Here is a 17,909-nt window from a genome sequence, read left to right on the forward strand (position 1 = left end):
AGAAGATGAGATGTTAGGGCGATTTACTCGCAAATCTAATATAATCCTTTTAGGGATTATTATGATAGTCGGTTTTGCACTTCGTTTTGCAACTTTACAAACACATGGTGCAGATCTATCTATAGCTAGCGATGATATAGGTTATCAAAAAACGGCAAATATTTTATTGGAAACAGGGATGTTAACATATCATGAACCAGATAAACCAACGATTCATATTATGCCGGGTTTTCCAGCTTTATTAGCTGTTGTATTTTATTTTTTTGGAAATGGCAGTGAAGGTCTTTTTGTAGCAAAATTAATTATTATCCTATTAGGGGTACTTAGTATTTTGCTAACTTATAAGATTGGTACTTATTTATTGAATTCTGCTGCAGGATTAATAGGTGCTTTCTTATTAGCTGTGTATCCTCCAGAGATTGTTATGGAAAACTTAACTTTAACAGAAGGACCGTTTCTATTCCTTTCATTAGGATTAGTATATTGGAGTTTAAAATTAGCTGATACTCATAAAACGAAACATCTTCTGATTGTATTAATTTTCTACTTTTTAGCACTGTACCTCCGTGTACAAATTGCCTTATATCCAATCTTACTATTTGGGTATCTTTTAATGAAACGCTACCCATTCCGTATTATGATGAAGCAAGCGATTATAAGCATAGGAATAGGACTTATCGTACTTGGACCATGGTGGGCTCGCAATTACATTCAATTTGATAAATTTATCCCACTAACTGCTGGGGCAGGGAATCCGTTATTACTTGGAACGTATCAAGGGAAAGGTTACCCAGAAGGTAAGGATATGGGGGAACTTGAAATAGAGTTACATGCAAAATACCCTAATCTTGAAGCACATGAATTTATGGAATTAGAAGAAAAAATAGCGATTGATAAAATGAAGGAATGGTGGAAAACTGATAAGGAATCTATGATAGAGAGTTATTTAGTTTTGAAGCCAGAAATTCTTTGGAAAAAACCGTATTATTCTATAGAGCATAATATTGAAGTATTCAATGTTTCTGCAAAGGATATGAATGAAATATATAATTTTATTAAGACGACGTTTTTAATATGTACAGTACTTTCATTTATTTTCCTTTTAAAAAGGTGGAGAGAGACTACATTTTTATGGTCAATCCTTTTATTGCAAACAGCTTTAACATGTTTTTATGTTGCATATGAACGATATGCATTACCGTTAATACCATTCTTATTTATTATAATTGGAGTTGGGACCGTGGCAACTGTTATGAAAATTAGTAAATTATTAATTAGAAAAAAATAGTTTGCAATAAAAAACATCTTAATTTTTTTAAAAAATTAAGATGTTTTTTTGTATATATTCATATTTAAATAGAAAACTATTCTTTATCGGTTTCAGGTTGCGTTACTTTTAATTTTTGCTTTAATAACGCATAATCTTGCGTTAACGTTACAAGTTGATGATGTAATTTAGAAATTTTTCTTGTTAAGTCAAAAATTAATATGAAACAGAATAATAGTCCAAATAAGAATAAAACAGATGGAGGATATTCTACGTGTAATAGTTGGCCAATCCAATTTATAATTTTTTCAGTAGAACTTAAAATAGCCATTGCAACACAAACGAAAATCCATAAAATAGCATATTTAGTTTCTAAAGCTCCACGACGAATGGAATTAATAATTAATAAAAATAATAATAGAATGAAGATAAATGAAAAGGTAATTATAGGCATTTATTATCAACCTTTCACAATTTTTTGCATCAATATAGCAAGGCTTACTTTAATCATGTAATATGCAGATTTAAGAGGTGTGATAGAAGATTGTCCCCCTTGACGCTCTTGCATATTTACGGATATTTCATTAATGCGTAATTTTTTCTTTTTTAAATGAATAAGGACTTCTGGTTCTGGATAATCTTTTGGATAATTATGTGCAAAAATCTTAATTACTTCTCTATTGATAGCACGATACCCAGAAGTTGGATCCATAAAGGTTTGTTTTGTTAGTACTTTCAGTAGAGCAGTAAAATAAAAAATACCAATTCTTCTAGAAATACTACCTTTATAGGCTGTTTTCTCTGTAAAACGTGAACCTAGCACCATATCGCATTGGTCTTCAGCAATAGGTTTTATAATTTTGTACAAATCATCAGGATTATGTTGCCCATCAGCATCGAACTGAATCGCAATATCATATCCATTCTCATAAGCGTATTTATAACCAGTTTGTACAGCTGAGCCAATACCTAGGTTATATGGTAAGTTCACAAGGTGAACAGGAAAATCATTTACGATTTGAGCTGTTTTATCATGTGATCCATCATTAATAACGCAAATGCTTAATTCTGTAAAATGCTGTTTTAGTTTTAATAATCTTGTTAATGTATCTGCAATTGCTTCTTCCTCGTTATACGCAGGAATAATAATTAACGTTTTTGGTATTGAAATTGGTACCTCAATAGACATTATCGCACCATCCCTTATATACTTAATTATATTATAGTTATTTTTAAACGAACCTTATCTAATATACCATTAATAGTATAGCAAAATAAAGGAAAAACTGGTGGATTATTTTAGGAGACAAACAGTAAATAAAAGATAAGAGGTGGAATTTTTTACAATAAAAAATACATGCAAGGATGAAATAAACCTGTGCATGTATGAAGTGAGAGTATCGTATTATATATTCCATGGCTTACTTAAAGTTAAAACTTCAGCCATCTCTTTACTTTTTAAACGTCCCTTTTTTCGGTTTTCCGCGCGTTCTAAACCGGTTGTGTGTAACCAATGTTCTTCTTCAGTTTCAGGAAGTACTTGTGGTACGGATGAAGGTTTTCCATCTTTTATTGCCACAAATGTAATGAAGCAAGTAGCAGCAATTCTACGCTCGCCTGCTAATAAGTTTTCTGCGATTACTTTTACGAAAACTTCCATTGAAGATTTCCCTGTATAACATACAAATGCTTCATAACAAACAGAATCAGCTTGGTGAATTGGAGTTAAAAAATCAACTGAATCAATAGATGCTGTTACGCAATGTTTACGACTATGTCTTGCAGCCGCAATTGAAGCAATACTATCAATTTCTGCTAATAATTTCCCTCCAAAAAGTGTTTGGTGATTATTTAAATCGTTAGGAAAAACACGTGTTGTCTTAATTGCTTTAGATTCTCGCATGAATTTCTTTTCCATATATTCAGCCCCTATAGTCTGTTTTCAATCAGAATAATATGTGTAAGCAGATTACTCATATTAGATATTTAATGAAGTAAAGTGTATTCCAAAAGAGGATTATTTAAACTTCTGTATTTGTATTCATGTAACTGAAAGAAAATTTATTTTATCTAAAATGTAGTGTAAAAGAGGATTCGCTTACATTGCAAGTAAAAAGTAATGACTATGTATTTGTCATAGAAATTCCCTATCAGCCGTGTCCCCATTCATGATAGAATCGTTTTGTTATGAATGGAAATAGAGGTGCAATGGACATATGAATCATATACAAACAAATTTTTCATCTTTCTTCAATAAAATTACAATCGGTGCGATGCTCGCATTTTTTGTTTATAGTTGTTGGGCAGCATTTGAGACAAGTAAGCAATTTTTTGGAGGAAGTACAACAAGTGTAACAATCATATTAGCAATTTTCGTCATACTTATTTTGTTAGTGGCATCAATTCTACAATATCGTTTTACAGATAAACAATTTCTTATTTTTCTTATAAGTATATCTATAGTTGTGAGGGTTAGTATGCTGTTATTTGTAGATGCTCCAATAATTGGTGATATGAAAGTGATGTATGAGTCTGCAAAGCAGATTGCAATTGGTAATAATATAGGGACTGTAACTCATTTACCTTTTATTATATATGAGTCGGTAATTATTCGTATATTTGGTGATTCATTATTCGCTTTACAACTATTTAATGTGCTATTTTGCACAGGAACAGCATTATTTATTTATCGTATTGCGGGAATGGTTTTTGGAGAAGAATGCGGTCGTATTGCTTCTATCTTTTATGCTCTGTATATTCCAAATATATTCATGAGTTCCGTATTAACTCCTGAATCACTTGCAATATTTTTATTTTATTTTGCTTGTTACATACTTTTATATAAAGGATTAGATCATCCTTATATGTGGGTGTTTTCAGCGATTTTATTTGCATTTAGTAATATGGTTTTCCCAATGGGATTATTTCTTCCTATTTTTATTACGGTATATGTATTATTAATCGAAGTATTTCAATCAGCAACGAAACAAAAGGTGTTACTAAAAATGATAGGGATACTTATTCTATTTTATAGTGCCCATTTTAGTGTGAATTATGGAATTAAGGCAATGGGATTGTCACAATATACGATTTCAAATGAGACGTATGTTCAATCTGTTTTAATTGGAAAGACGCAACATGAAGAAAAAATATCGAAAAATCAAAGTGTAACAGAGCATATTGATCAAAAGTTAAAAGAGATTGAGGGAGAAAGATTTAAACTTTTAGAGCCGATGATAAATCAGTTTTCAGATGAAGGGGTAAATTCTATTCTTTTCAAATGTGAAAAACTGATATATATAGCCGTAACATTGTTTATGACTATAGCTCTATTACACTTCCTTATTAAGAAACAACAAAATGAGGGATATATGTTGTTCTTATTTTTAATTAGTGGCTACGTATTGTTAAAGCTCTTTCAAGTAGATATGGCATATTACAATGTAATTATGCCGGCATTGTTCATTTTGCAGAGCTTTGGTGTTTATATGAGTTATGTGTATTGTCAAAAAATATTTTTCAGAAAATAAAAAGAATCCATTCTGGATTCTTTTTTTGATGGAAGATGAAATTTAGTAGTCAGTGCAGATGAAAAGTATGCCTGACTTGAATTTGATCCCGCTATTTTCCAGGCAGTAAGACCCCCACCTCAAAATCAGCGAAAGCAAAGAAGTTAGGTGGGGGGCGGGCTGCCCGTAAAAGCCCGATTGGTGAGGGCTGATAATCAACGGGGGATGAACAAAACCCCCGTTGATTAAAGTTTCACTTTATCTTATCGATTTAGTTCTAGTTGTAAATTATCGGCTGTTAGAGCCATTTGTGAGGAATCATCTTGAATTCCTTTCATTACTTGTGAAATAGCTTGTAGCTCGTGTTCAATTTTCTTATTCTGTTCTTTTGAGTTAGACATATCTTTTACAATTTCTTGGAAGTATCGATCTGTTGCTGACATACTATCCGTTCCTTCCGATACGAGAGAGCTAATTTGTTTCACGGAAGACGAGACACGGGTAATTTGTTCATTTGTTTTTTCAACGAGCTTTGTAACGTTAAATATAGATTCTTTCGTTTGCTCTGATAATTTTCGAATTTCACCAGCAACAACAGAAAACCCCTTCCCAAATTCTCCAGCACGTGCAGACTCGATAGCTGCATTTAGTGCGAGTAAATTGGTTTGCTCCGCAATCGATTTAACAATATCTATGATTTCATTAATTTTGTTAGAAATATTAAGGAGTTCATGAGTATCTGTAATAATCGTTTCCATATTCATTTGAATAGATCCCATTCGTTTGTTTTGCTGGTTTAATTGTTCTTTCCCTTTATTGGCTTTTTCTTCAGATGTTGTAGCTAATGATGTACCTGTTTTAGCAATCTCTACAATAGTTTCAGATTTGGCGGTTAGTTTTTGAATAGAAGAGCTTGTTTTTTCAGATACAGCAGCTAGTTCTGTTGCGATATGCGTAATTGTCATAGCAGTTAGTTCTTTTTCTTTCTCATGCTCTTTTTGCATTCTTTCATATTCAGATTCATAAGCTGCAAGAACAAGTTCTTGTTCAAGAGTAAATAATTTATTTATAACATTTATAGAATAGGAAAAATCATCGATTGTTGTTATTTTTGTTTGCAAAATCTTCATGATAGAGCGGAACAATTCTTGATAAGCAGCAGTATACCATTTTCGATGTAAACCAATTTGTACATGCCTTTTGGCAATCCTAACACGCTGTTCAATAAAATCTTCATGCATATTGCCGCTGAATAATTCTTTAATATGTGTTTTTAAAGTTTGTTTTAGTTTTGGAATAGAGCTGTAACGTTCAATAATAGTAATTAAATTAGGTTGTTTTGTAATGTTGGCATAGAATTTTTCAGTAATCCAATCAATTTCTGCATAAATAAAAGGCTGTAGTACTTTTACAACTTGTAAATCTTCTTTTGAAATATGTAGCATATCCATTTGAATTTTTAATTCAGAATTAGTAGGGACATTAAAAGTTATTTGTTGGTCCTTACTTAATTCGATTATACTGGCATTTGTTTTATTAATATTTTTTTTGAAAACCCCAAGCATCATTCTTCCCCCTGTATATAAAACGTTTTCAATTTTAAAACTAATATAGAGTAATTATATATGCTTATATATAATTACTCTATATTAGTTCGTTGAATAGTATATAAATTAAGAGAATTCTATCTAGAATTCTCTTAATGGCCTTTATTAATTTTAGCATGTGTTTTAAAGAAAACAGGGAAATGAACATTATATATTACAGTGACGACACGAATAATGAATGTTACTAATAAACAAACATAGAAAGCTAACACGTGCGCCCCCATAGCGTGTGTGATTAGGAAGCTAATTGCTCCTAAGATAGAAGCGATTGCGTAAATCTCTTTTCGGAATACGTAAGGGATATCTTGAGCACAAATGTCACGCAAAATACCGCCTCCAATACCTGTAATGACTCCCATTGAAACAACTAGAAATGAGGCGTCAACATGATGTGACATTGCCGCATTTGCACCAATAGCTGTAAAAACACCTAAGCCAACAGCATCAGAAAGCATAATAACGACTTGAAGTTTATTGATGCGCTCAAAAAACATACAAGTAAATAATGCTGATAATACACTTACGAAAAAGTAAATGGGTTTTACAAATGCGACAGGGGGCAGGTTACCAATCATGATATCACGAATAATACCGCCGCCGAGCGCAGTAGCTACAGCTAAACAAAGGACACCAAATAAATCTAAATCTTTTTTTAAACCAACTAATGTACCAGAAATGGCAGCGGCGATAATGCCAAGAAACGTAAATATATCGATTAATAACATGGCCTTAATCCCTTCCTCTTAAAGATGTTCCAGAGAAAAAATATACACTAAAGTATTGGAAATAACAATTACTTTTCGCTACATGTAGAAAAACGGATAAAATTCATAAAGAAAGCGTTTGAAAATGTTTGGAAAATAGCCATAAAGTAATTTGAAAAAGATATGAAAAGATTAATTTTACATTTTTTGATGTTGTTTATTTGTTAAAACATTACAATTATAGGTAGGTTATTTATATTTGTATAAAATGATAAAAAAATATTTATATACTGACAAAAATAAGGGGGTGGTTGTTAGATAGATTTTATAAAAATAGGGGAGTATAGCTAAAGGACGATAATTTCTATTACTGATTAATACTTGTCCTGGCTAGTTTTAGCTGGAAAAATAGTTCTCGATTTGAATATGAGTTATGTTATAATTGCTAGGTGTGTTTGAATGATAAAAAATTATGATTAAAAGATAATGTTAAGATTTTGTATGGAGGTCTTGGAATGTTAGCAAATCAAGCTAGGGTTAGATTTGAGCATTTTTTGCTCTTTTTTATTATTTTACAGCCTGTTTTAGATTTATTAACGTCTCTTAGCATCACTTTATTAAAGTCAAATGCTACCGTTGGAATTTTAGTAAGATTCCTTATTATGGCTGTTGGTGGTATTTACATTTTAATTCAGGCAAAAGAGAAGGAAAATAGAAAGTTTTTAATTTATCTTATATTGTTAGCCGGAGTTTTAGGGATAGGATTTATTAATAACAAACTAGTTAAGGATCCTATTGTACTTAGTGAAGAGGTTAAATTCGTTGCGAAAGCATTATATATATATATCATGCTGGGATCATACATTTTAGCTTTAAAATCATTGAAAAAGACAGTTAATATTAGTGATAAGGTTCGAAATAGTATTGTATATTCTACATTAATCATTAACGCAATTATGGTTATTTCTATTTCAACATCTACTGACTTTGGTAGTTATGAATGGATGAAGGTTGGTTCTCGAGGTTGGTTCTATGCAGGGAATGAACTAGGTTCAATCTTAGCTATTATTTTCCCTATTGTAGTACTATATTCTATTCAAAAAACAAAGAGCTGGAAACACATTCTATATTGGATTCCATCACTTTTAATGATTTATTCGCTAATTCAAGTTGGTACAAAAGTAGGAATGGGCTCAATTGGTGCTACGTTAGTGGCAGCAATCGGGATTATTTTACTACAATTATTATTTGATAGAAAAAATCCGAACAAAAAATCCCTTGCACTTAATGCAGTAATTGCTATTGTCCTATTAGCTGGTGTAGTCGGAACGTTTAAACAAACGCCATTAGCACAAAATATGGGTATTCACAATAATTATTTATCAGAGCAAAATGTGGCGCAGCAAGGTCAAAAAGAAAAAGAAATTAAAGAGAAGCTGAAAAAAGAGCAAGAACTTAAAGCAAAAGAAGAAAATCATCATAAAGTTGAAAAGCCAGAAGAAAAGGCGAAGATAGAAGAGGAAGTTAAGAAAGAGCTTGAGAAAGAGCAAAAGAAAGAAAATCAAGAAAATCTTATTTTCAGTGGACGTCAAGTATATGAAGAAAGACATAAACAGTTCTTTAAAGAAGCGCCAATGTCACAAAAGTTATTAGGAATGGGTTATGCAGGTAACTTTAAATACAATGAACAAAAGCAGCCAGATCCAAAACTAATTGAAATGGACTTCCATGATTGGTTTTATGATTTCGGGATTATTGGCTTTGTATTACTAATGATTCCATTTATTTATTACGGGCTAAGAATTCTACTAGCATTTGCTACGAGATTTAAGGACATATTTAATATAAAATATGGAATGATTTCAGCAAGCTTATTGTTAGCGTTAGGTATTGCTTATATTGCAGGACATATTTTAACAGCACCAGGAGTTGGGATTTACTTTGTAGTGGTGTTAGCTTATCTAATAGTAGACCTAGAAATTGAATGATAAAAATAAAAGCTAACTTTTGTTAGCTTTTATTTTTTAGTACAGTAAAATAAAAATAGATGGAAACGTAGCGAGGATTTAAAGGAGGAAAAAATATGAAAATATTGCATATGAATGCAGGAGCAGAAGATGGAGGAGGGAAAACACATATTATTTCACTTCTCGATCAGTTTCCAACTGGTGAAGTAGAATTAGCAGTATTTGAAGATGGAATTGTTGCGAAGGAAGCAAGGGAGTTAGGGATAAAAGTCCATGTGTTTTCACAAAAATCGCGCTATGATTTATCCATTTTAAAGAATATAAGTGAATTTATTAATAAAGAAAAATTTGATGTAGTCCATACACATGGCCCTAGGGCTAATTTCTATGTTTCTTTAATGAAAAAGAGAATAAAGGCAAAATGGGTAACGACTATTCATAGTGATCCATTTCAAGACTTTACTAAACAGGGCTTAAAAGGTTGGATTTTTACGAAATTAAATTTGAAAGCCTTAAAAAATATAGACTTATTTTTCGTTGTAACAAATAGATTGAAAAAAAGCCTGGCAGCATTAGGTATTTCAAATGAAAAGATGCATGTTATTTATAATGGAATTGAATACGATAAGGAAAAAGCAGAAGGCTATAATAAAAAAGAAATGTTCAATATTGATGAAGATGTATTTACGGCAATCCAAGTAGCACGATTACATCCTGTCAAAGGACATGAAGTTTTATTCGATGCGTTACAACAAACAAAATTAGAGAAAATTAAAGTATTATTAGTTGGCGATGGCCCATTAGAAGAAAATCTAAAGTCATTAGCTACTGAAAAAGGGATTAACGATAAAGTAGAGTTTTTAGGACATCGTCAAGATGTAAAACAATTATTTGCGTCGTCACATATAAATTTATTAACTTCCCATAGTGAAGGGTTCCCACTAGTTTTATTAGAAGCGGCAAATCAACGCGTACCATCAATTGTGACTAGGGCTGGAGAAATTGAACCATTAATCGTAGATGAAACTTACGGATGGATTGTGCCAACAGGTGATGGAAAGGCATTAGCATTAGCTTTAGAAGAAGCGTATGATAAGTGGAAAACTGGAGAGTTAGCAGCAATGGGTAAACATATTTATGAGCATGCTACTATGAACTTCTCACTTCAAAAACTATATGAAGATACAAAGGAAACATATAAGCAATTAATAGCGAAAAACTTGTAATGATAGAGAGGATAGTTAACTATGGCAGTACAAACAGTTGATATTCTAGGCGTTCCTTTTTCTACAATGACAATGGATGAAACGGTCCAATATTTAAAAGAACAACTAGAAGCGGAGCGAACTCATACGTTTCAGGTAGTAACAGCAAACCCTGAAATTGTTATGTGCGCAAAAAAGGATGAAAAGTTCTATCAAACATTATTGAATACAGATTTAATTACACCTGATGGTATTGGGGTTGTAAAGGCAAGCGGGATGCTTGGTACACCTTTAAAAGAACGTGTAGCAGGTTTTGATTTAATGTGTAATTTACTTGCGAAGTTATCAGAAGATAGTAAGCCGGTATCTGTTTTCTTATTAGGTGCAAAGCCGCATGTTGTACAAGCTGCAGCAGATCATTTAACAAAGACATATTCAGCTGTATCCATCGCCGGTATACAAGATGGTTATTTTAAACAAGAAGACGAAGAGAATATTATTTCTCGCATTCAAGAAGCAAAACCAGATTTATTACTTGTTGCACTTGGTTTCCCGAGACAAGAGAACTTTATCCAAAACAATAAGCATCGTTTAGAAACGAAAATGGCTGTTGGAGTAGGTGGAAGTTTAGACGTATGGGCTGGAGAGGTAAAACGTGCACCAAAATGGATTCAAGCGATTCATTTAGAGTGGTTTTATAGATTATGCAGTAATCCAACACGCTGGCGTCGTCAGTTAGTATTAGCGGAATTTTTAAAAGAAGTAATGCGTTCGAAAAAGTAGCGAAATATCGCTGCTTTTTTTATTTGTTCATTTTTAATAAATTGAAACTTTAATCAGTGAGGCATCCCCACAGATTATTAGCTCTCACCAATCGGGATAGACGTTTTACTTTTTGGGAATGATGAAGGAGAATTTTTTACACAAAAGTATTTTACTTATACAATTCACACATGTAAAATGATGTGTAAAGACACCTGTGTGAGGAGGACTTCTAGTGGGCAAGGTTAAAGAAATTTCGAAGCGCAAACTACTAGGTATAGCTGGGCTTGGATGGCTATTTGATGCAATGGATGTTGGAATGCTTTCATTTGTAATGGTAGCCTTGCAAAAGGATTGGGGATTAAGTACGCAAGAAATGGGCTGGATAGGCAGTATTAACTCAATCGGTATGGCAGTAGGAGCGCTTATTTTTGGGATACTATCAGATAAAATAGGGCGAAAATCAGTCTTTATTATTACATTATTATTATTTTCTATCGGTAGTGGTTTAACTGCATTAACAACAACACTTGCGATGTTTCTCGTTTTACGCTTTTTAATTGGTATGGGGCTTGGCGGAGAGCTTCCGGTTGCCTCTACACTAGTATCAGAGAGTGTTGAAGCGCATGAACGTGGGAAAATTGTTGTGTTATTAGAAAGTTTTTGGGCAGGTGGATGGCTAATTGCAGCTCTTATCTCGTATTTTGTTATTCCTAAATATGGTTGGGAAGTTGCGATGGTATTGAGTGCAGTTCCAGCATTATATGCTTTATATTTAAGATGGAATTTACCGGATTCCCCAAGGTTCCAAAAAGTTGAAAAAAGGCCATCTGTTATTGAAAATATAAAATCAGTTTGGTCTGGGGAATATCGTAAAGCAACAATTATGCTATGGATTCTATGGTTTTGTGTTGTTTTTTCCTATTATGGAATGTTCCTTTGGTTACCGAGTGTAATGGTGCTAAAAGGATTTAGTTTAATAAAAAGTTTCCAATACGTACTTATTATGACATTAGCTCAACTTCCAGGATATTTCACAGCTGCTTGGTTTATTGAACGTCTCGGTCGTAAATTTGTTTTGGTTACGTATTTAATCGGGACAGCTTGCAGTGCTTATTTGTTTGGGGTTGCGGATTCATTAACAGTATTAATCGTGGCAGGTATGTTACTATCCTTCTTTAACTTAGGTGCTTGGGGAGCATTATACGCCTATACACCTGAGCAGTATCCAACGGTTATTCGTGGTACAGGTGCAGGAATGGCAGCGGCATTTGGTCGTATTGGTGGTATTCTTGGGCCACTATTAGTGGGATATTTAGTTGCCTCAGAAGCTTCACTATCATTAATATTTACGATTTTTTGTGGATCAATTTTAATTGGTGTATTCGCTGTAATAATACTTGGACAGGAAACGAAGCAACGAGAATTAGTATAAAGTGAAAATTTGAACGTATCCCTGACCGTTTATTATCCTACACTACTCGGATCTTTATAGGCAGTTAGTGCGGGATAAAAGGGGAGAGGAAACCGAAGTGGTTTCCTTTTTTCTGTTTTTTTAGATAAATAATGGTATAGTAAGAAAAAGGGATTATTTCTTATAAAAGCGAATGTATACAACAGGACATATGGACAAAGAATTAGGTGGTTGAAGAAATGAAAATTTTACTGATTATGGAAGAGGCAGAAGAGAGAAGAGAGTTAGCTGAAAATTTCACTGAAAATATGAGAAATGTAGAATGTTTTGAAGCAAAGACAGGAACAGAATCTTTATTTATGATGAAAAAACATATACCAGACTTTGTTTTTTTAAGTTCCAAATTACTAGATGGTACTGGTTTTGAATATGCAAGTTTATTACGAGAAATAAATTGCTATACAAAATTTATTTTTGTAGGTGAAAACATAGAAGAATCTATTACAGCTTTTCGTTTCCAAGCATTTTATTATTTATTGCGACCATTTCGTGAAGAAGATTTACAATTTCTTTTATATAAAATAGATAAAGAACAAGGTGAGAAAGCAAAGAGTTATTTGCGGAAACTACCGATAGAAAGTCAAGAGGGTATACGATATATTCTCCCAGAAGATATTGTATATGTAAGTAAAAATAAAGAAAATAAAACTGTTTCAATTTACACAACGAATAATCAGTATATTTCAACATATACACTTCAGGAATTAGAAAATAAGCTAAATGCATATGATTTTTTACGTGTACATAAAAGCTATTTAATTAATATGTCATATGTAAAAGAACTGAAACCTTATTATAATGGCACGTATAATTTATATTTAGATAGGTATGATGAGCAACCGATTCCAGTCAGTCGTAATTATGTAAAACGCCTTCGAAATAACATTGAATTATAGTAGGTAATGAGAGTATTTTAACATGATAAACTGAAAATCCTTCATGATAGGGAGGATTCAAGTTAAATATTCAGAAAATTTAGTACAATCTCCACTAAGAAATAGTATTGGGGGAATTGTATGTGAAGACATTGAAATCGATCTTACTTTGGGGCATTATTACAGCAGTAGGAGCAGGCGCTTTTGGGGTAGTAGCTTTATCACAAGGTGAAACCATTAATGCTGTATGGCTCTTAGTAGCTGCCGTATGTGTATATGCAGTTGCTTATCGCTTTTATAGTAGATTTATAGCGAGAAAGGTTTTTAATTTAGATGATAATCGGCAAACACCAGCCCATACATTAAACGATGGGAAAGACTATGTTCCAACAAATAAGTGGGTATTGTTTGGACATCACTTTGCAGCGATTGCTGGGGCGGGACCTTTAGTAGGACCGATTTTAGCAGCACAAATGGGATATTTACCAGGAACCATTTGGATTATTGTTGGGGTAGTTGTTGCGGGGGCTGTCCAAGATTTTGTCATTTTATTTGCTTCGATGAGACGTAATGGTAAATCGTTAGGAGAAATGATTAAGGATGAGATTGGACCTGTTACAGGACTAATTGCAATGATAGGTATTTTAGGAATTATGATTATTTTATTAGCAGTATTAGCGTTAGTCGTAGTAAAGGCACTAATCGGAAGTCCTTGGGGAATGTTTACGATAGCAGCAACGATTCCTATCGCTATTTTAATGGGAGTTTATATGCGCTATATTAGGCCTGGTCGTGTTGGAGAAGGATCAGTAATTGGTATTATCCTACTTATTTTATCTCTTGTTGGAGGACAGTATGTAGCAGAAAATCCAACACTTGCAAGTATGTTCACATTTAGTGGTGAAACAATTGCTATTATGCTTATTGTATATGGATTTATCGCATCGGCATTACCAGTTTGGATGCTTTTAGCACCACGTGATTATTTAAGTACATTTTTAAAAGTCGGAACAATTGTAGGGTTAGCAATCGGTATCTTAATTGTAGCACCAGATTTACAAATGCCAGCAGTTTCGAAATTTATTGATGGAACTGGTCCTGTGTTTTCTGGAAACTTATTCCCGTTCTTATTTATTACTATTGCTTGTGGTGCAGTGTCTGGATTCCATGCTCTCGTTTCATCAGGTACGACGCCGAAGATGATCGAGCAAGAGGGACACGCACAGGCAATCGGTTATGGAGCAATGTTAATGGAGTCGTTTGTAGCAGCGATGGCGATGATTGCGGCTTGTGTATTAACACCGGGAACGTATTTTGCAATTAATAGTCCCGCAGCACTTATCGGTACAGATGTTTCGCAGGCAGCTCAAGTTATTTCCTCATGGGGATTTGCTATTACACCAAATGAACTAAAAGATCTCGCTGTAAATGTTGGAGAGCAAACAATTTTATCACGTACAGGTGGTGCGCCAACATTAGCGATAGGTATGGCATATATTTTCTCACAAGTAATAGGTGGAACGGCCATGATGGCATTTTGGTATCATTTTGCGATTCTCTTTGAAGCTCTATTCATTTTAACAACAATTGATGCCGGAACGCGTGTCGGCCGATTTATGATTCAAGATATTTTAGGGCATGTATATAAGCCATTTGGGAAAACGGATTCTACATTAGCGAATGTAATCGCTACAACATTATGTGTATTAGGGTGGGGATATTTCTTATACCAAGGGGTAATAGATCCGCTCGGTGGAATTAATACATTATGGCCACTTTTCGGTATTGCAAATCAAATGCTAGCAGGTATTGCATTATTACTTGGAACGACAATTTTGTTCAAAATGGGAAAAAAGGCGTACGTTTGGGTAACACTGATTCCAACTGTCGGGTTGCTGATTGTAACGATGACGGCGGGATATCAAAAGCTATTTCATGAAAATCCTAAAATTGGATTTCTATCGCATGCAAAGGTATTTCAGGGAGCATTAGATGAGGGAAAAGTGTTAGCGCCAGCAAAAAATGTTGCTCAAATGAAGCAAATTATTTTCAATGATTATATCGATGCAGCGCTTTGCGGAATTTTTATGATAGTTGTAATCGCTGTGTTAATTTCAGCACTTCGAATTTGGATCCAAGTATTAAGAAATAAGCCAATGCCGTTAAAAGAGGCACCATATATTCCTAGAGATGAAAGTGAGTCGAGGAACTATGCTTAAAAAGTTGTGGCAAGTATGGGGTGAAAGAAAACGCTTTATTAGTTTGCTCGTTGGGGTACCAAGTTATGAAGTATATGTGGAGCATATGAAAAAGCATCATCCTGAAGAAGAGGTTGTATGTCAAAAGCAATTTTTTGCTGAGGCACAAGAAGCAAGATTTAATGCAAAGGGTGGAAAAATATCACGCTGTTGTTAATGAAAAAGGGCGAGTTTTCGCCCTTTTTATTTTTTTGCTGTTTCACGTGGAACAGCAAAAATAAACAAAATATTTGGGAATTAAAGGTATTTCGTATACAATAAGGTGAGGAAGGGGATAGATGGAAAAGTAGGGAGATTATTTTATGTTAAGGGACTTATTTGTAAATACAACAATTATTCTTTCCTTTATTTTTATTGGAGGTCAGCTTTTAAGGGATAAGCCGTTAAAAGAAGGATTCTCTTTTGGGCAGAAATGTGTAGTAGGCATTTTTACTGGGATACTAGGTATAGTATTAATGTATTTCAGTGTTCGTGTTGGTACCATTCTATTGGATTTACGCTACTTAGCTGTTATTCTAGCTGTTATTATTGGAGGACCGATAGCGAGTACCATAACAATTGGTATGATTTTAGTAACTAGGCTGTTGTTTATGGATTATTCATTAGCTTCTCAAGTGGCTTTTTATACAATCATTGCGATAGGAATAGGGAGTATCTTTATTTCGCGCATGAAGCTTTCTTTAGGGGGAAAGTGGGTATGGTTACACACATATATTTTATCTATTCTAATCCCAGCGTTATATATATGGTTAATTAAAGAGATCCACATAGTGGGATTATATTTAATTTCTAGTATTATTACAGGTTACATAACATTCATAAGTGCAAATTATGTTTTACAATCCAATGAGTTATTTCAAAAGATGAAACAATACGCAACGATAGATGCATTGACAGGTTTAGGAAACGTAAGACAGTTTGATTTAGAGATGAATCGTCATATTAGTAATAAGAACATGAAAAATGATTCGTTTTGTTTACTACTTATAGATATTGACCACTTTAAGTATGTAAATGATACGTACGGGCATCCTGCAGGGGACGAAGTGCTAAAACAAGTAGGATGTATTTTACGAGAAACTTCACAATTTCCAGATTTGGCTTTTCGAAAGGGTGGAGAGGAGTTTGCGCTTTTGATACCGAATAAGGGATTAGCTTACGGAATTCTTACGGGCGAGCAAATTCGTACAGCTGTTGAAAGTCACTCATTTCAATTGTTAGATGAAACGAAAATAAAAATTACAGTTTCGGTGGGGGTTTCAGAATATGAAGGATCACCGGAGCAATTTATTCAAGCGGCAGATGATGCGTTATACTACTCGAAACGAAATGGTAGAAATAAGGTCAGCTCTGTATCTTAAAGATAAGATGACCAGAAGACATAAAGCTTATAAAAAACACTCACAGAGGCAATGTATGAACTTTGTGAGTGTTTTTTATTTATATATTAGACAAGTTCTTTTGATACAACAAATTTACGATATGCACCATGGTGAGTTGGACCTACGTATTCGTTAATTTTGAATGAGTAACGAATAGCAGCTGTGATGAATTCTTTAGCAGTTTTTACTGCTTCTTTCACAGGTTTTCCTTTTGCAAGTTCTGCTGTAATTGCAGCAGAATATGTGCAACCTGCGCCGTGTGTATTTGTCGTATCAATTTTTTCTGATTCTAGAAGGTCGAATGTTTCTCCATCATATAGGACGTCGATTGCAGTTTCCGTACCAAGTTTGCTACCGCCTTTAATTAGGACGTATTTCGCACCTAAAGCATGGATCTTTTTCGCTGCTTCTTTCATGTCTTCAAGAGAATTAATCTTTACGCCACTTAATTGGTAAGCTTCAAATAAGTTTGGTGTTACAACTAATGCCTTTGGAACAAGAACGTCACGTAAGCAATCATTCGTTTCAGGATGTAATGCTTCATCAGCACCTTTACATACCATAACAGGGTCAACTACTACATTTTTGAAATTGTGCTTTTCGATTGTTTCTGCAACCATTTCAATAATTTCTACTGATCCAAGCATACCTGTTTTTAAAGCGTCTACGCCAACACCTTCAATTGTTGTTTCTAATTGTGGTTTTAATGTAGAAGCTGGGATTGGAAATACGTTATGTGCCCAACCGTTATGTGGATCCATCGTTACGATTGTTGTAAGAGATGTCATTCCGTATACGCCCAGTTCTTGGAATGTTTTTAAATCTGCTTGTATACCAGCACCGCCACTTGTGTCAGAACCAGCGATAGTAAGTGCTTTATTTAATGTCATTATGAAAGC

General features: G+C 33.7%; 16 protein-coding genes and 1 pseudogene. 10 read left to right on the top strand and 7 right to left on the bottom strand.

Annotation, left to right across the window (positions count from 1 at the left end; genetic code table 11):
• The first annotated feature begins 10 nt into the window (after positions 1-10).
• On the top strand, positions 11-1,288 hold the full coding sequence (locus D1166_RS16950) for a glycosyltransferase family 39 protein (RefSeq protein ID WP_000901470.1): 1,278 nt from the start codon (positions 11-13) through the stop codon (positions 1,286-1,288).
• Between the two features lie 76 nt (positions 1,289-1,364).
• Here the strand turns inward: D1166_RS16950 and D1166_RS16955 are convergent, their stop codons facing one another.
• From D1166_RS16955 to D1166_RS16965, 3 genes are all read right to left on the bottom strand, one after another.
• Entirely contained in the window at positions 1,365-1,721 is a 357-nt protein-coding gene (locus D1166_RS16955; RefSeq protein WP_001121767.1) for a DUF2304 domain-containing protein, read from the bottom strand.
• 6 nt (positions 1,722-1,727) lie between these two features.
• Positions 1,728-2,456: a glycosyltransferase family 2 protein gene (locus D1166_RS16960; RefSeq protein WP_000021476.1), complete on the bottom strand. Its 729-nt coding sequence runs from the start codon at positions 2,454-2,456 to the stop codon at positions 1,728-1,730.
• A 216-nt stretch (positions 2,457-2,672) separates the two neighbouring features.
• Entirely contained in the window at positions 2,673-3,185 is a 513-nt protein-coding gene (locus D1166_RS16965) for an acyl-CoA thioesterase (RefSeq protein ID WP_000412120.1), read from the bottom strand.
• A 298-nt stretch (positions 3,186-3,483) separates the two neighbouring features.
• On the opposite strand from D1166_RS16965, the gene D1166_RS16970 reads away from it, so the two are divergent.
• A complete protein-coding gene (locus D1166_RS16970) occupies positions 3,484-4,797 on the top strand; it encodes an ArnT family glycosyltransferase (protein ID WP_061655694.1) in 1,314 nt (437 codons plus the stop codon).
• Between the two features lie 242 nt (positions 4,798-5,039).
• On the opposite strand, the gene D1166_RS32370 is transcribed toward D1166_RS16970, so the two are convergent.
• The 3 genes and pseudogenes from D1166_RS32370 to D1166_RS16980 form a co-directional block, all read right to left on the bottom strand.
• The gene (locus tag D1166_RS32370; protein WP_370512974.1) at positions 5,040-5,780 is read right to left on the bottom strand and encodes a methyl-accepting chemotaxis protein; all 741 of its coding nucleotides are present in this window, start codon (positions 5,778-5,780) and stop codon (positions 5,040-5,042) included.
• 15 nt (positions 5,781-5,795) lie between these two features.
• Positions 5,796-6,344: pseudogene (locus tag D1166_RS32375) on the bottom strand (protoglobin family protein); the annotation flags it as partial.
• A gap of 131 nt (positions 6,345-6,475) precedes the next feature.
• A complete protein-coding gene (locus tag D1166_RS16980) occupies positions 6,476-7,108 on the bottom strand; it encodes a trimeric intracellular cation channel family protein (RefSeq protein ID WP_000924369.1) in 633 nt (210 codons plus the stop codon).
• Positions 7,109-7,602: 494 nt separating this feature from the next.
• Between D1166_RS16980 and D1166_RS16985 the strand changes: the two genes are divergently transcribed.
• From D1166_RS16985 to D1166_RS17025, 8 genes are all read left to right on the top strand, one after another.
• Positions 7,603-9,075, top strand: coding sequence for an O-antigen ligase family protein (locus D1166_RS16985; protein ID WP_061655693.1), 1,473 nt, complete (start codon positions 7,603-7,605; stop codon positions 9,073-9,075).
• A gap of 95 nt (positions 9,076-9,170) precedes the next feature.
• Positions 9,171-10,280: a glycosyltransferase family 4 protein gene (locus tag D1166_RS16990; RefSeq protein ID WP_061655692.1), complete on the top strand. Its 1,110-nt coding sequence runs from the start codon at positions 9,171-9,173 to the stop codon at positions 10,278-10,280.
• A gap of 21 nt (positions 10,281-10,301) precedes the next feature.
• On the top strand, positions 10,302-11,042 hold the full coding sequence (locus D1166_RS16995; RefSeq protein ID WP_000290748.1) for a WecB/TagA/CpsF family glycosyltransferase: 741 nt from the start codon (positions 10,302-10,304) through the stop codon (positions 11,040-11,042).
• Between the two features lie 214 nt (positions 11,043-11,256).
• Complete coding sequence (locus D1166_RS17005) at positions 11,257-12,456, top strand: MFS transporter (protein WP_000521077.1); 1,200 nt, start codon at positions 11,257-11,259, stop codon at positions 12,454-12,456.
• A gap of 218 nt (positions 12,457-12,674) precedes the next feature.
• Positions 12,675-13,391, top strand: coding sequence for a LytR/AlgR family response regulator transcription factor (locus D1166_RS17010; RefSeq protein ID WP_097855694.1), 717 nt, complete (start codon positions 12,675-12,677; stop codon positions 13,389-13,391).
• Positions 13,392-13,513: 122 nt separating this feature from the next.
• A complete protein-coding gene (gene cstA / locus D1166_RS17015) occupies positions 13,514-15,589 on the top strand; it encodes a carbon starvation protein CstA (RefSeq protein ID WP_097855693.1) in 2,076 nt (691 codons plus the stop codon).
• Entirely contained in the window at positions 15,582-15,785 is a 204-nt protein-coding gene (locus tag D1166_RS17020) for a YbdD/YjiX family protein (protein ID WP_000914504.1), read from the top strand. The genes cstA and D1166_RS17020 overlap by 8 nt, the downstream gene beginning before the upstream one ends.
• 145 nt (positions 15,786-15,930) lie before the next feature.
• Positions 15,931-16,989 (top strand): GGDEF domain-containing protein, encoded by a 1,059-nt coding sequence (locus D1166_RS17025; protein WP_000942901.1) that lies wholly within the window; start codon positions 15,931-15,933, stop codon positions 16,987-16,989.
• An 86-nt stretch (positions 16,990-17,075) separates the two neighbouring features.
• On the opposite strand, the gene pdxK is transcribed toward D1166_RS17025, so the two are convergent.
• The gene (gene pdxK, locus D1166_RS17030; protein ID WP_000174252.1) at positions 17,076-17,900 is read right to left on the bottom strand and encodes a pyridoxine/pyridoxal/pyridoxamine kinase; all 825 of its coding nucleotides are present in this window, start codon (positions 17,898-17,900) and stop codon (positions 17,076-17,078) included.
• Positions 17,901-17,909 lie beyond the last annotated feature (9 nt).

The sequence above is a fragment of the Bacillus sp. ISO11 genome, from assembly GCF_003458115.1.
Lineage (GTDB): Bacteria > Bacillota > Bacilli > Bacillales > Bacillaceae_G > Bacillus_A > Bacillus_A cereus.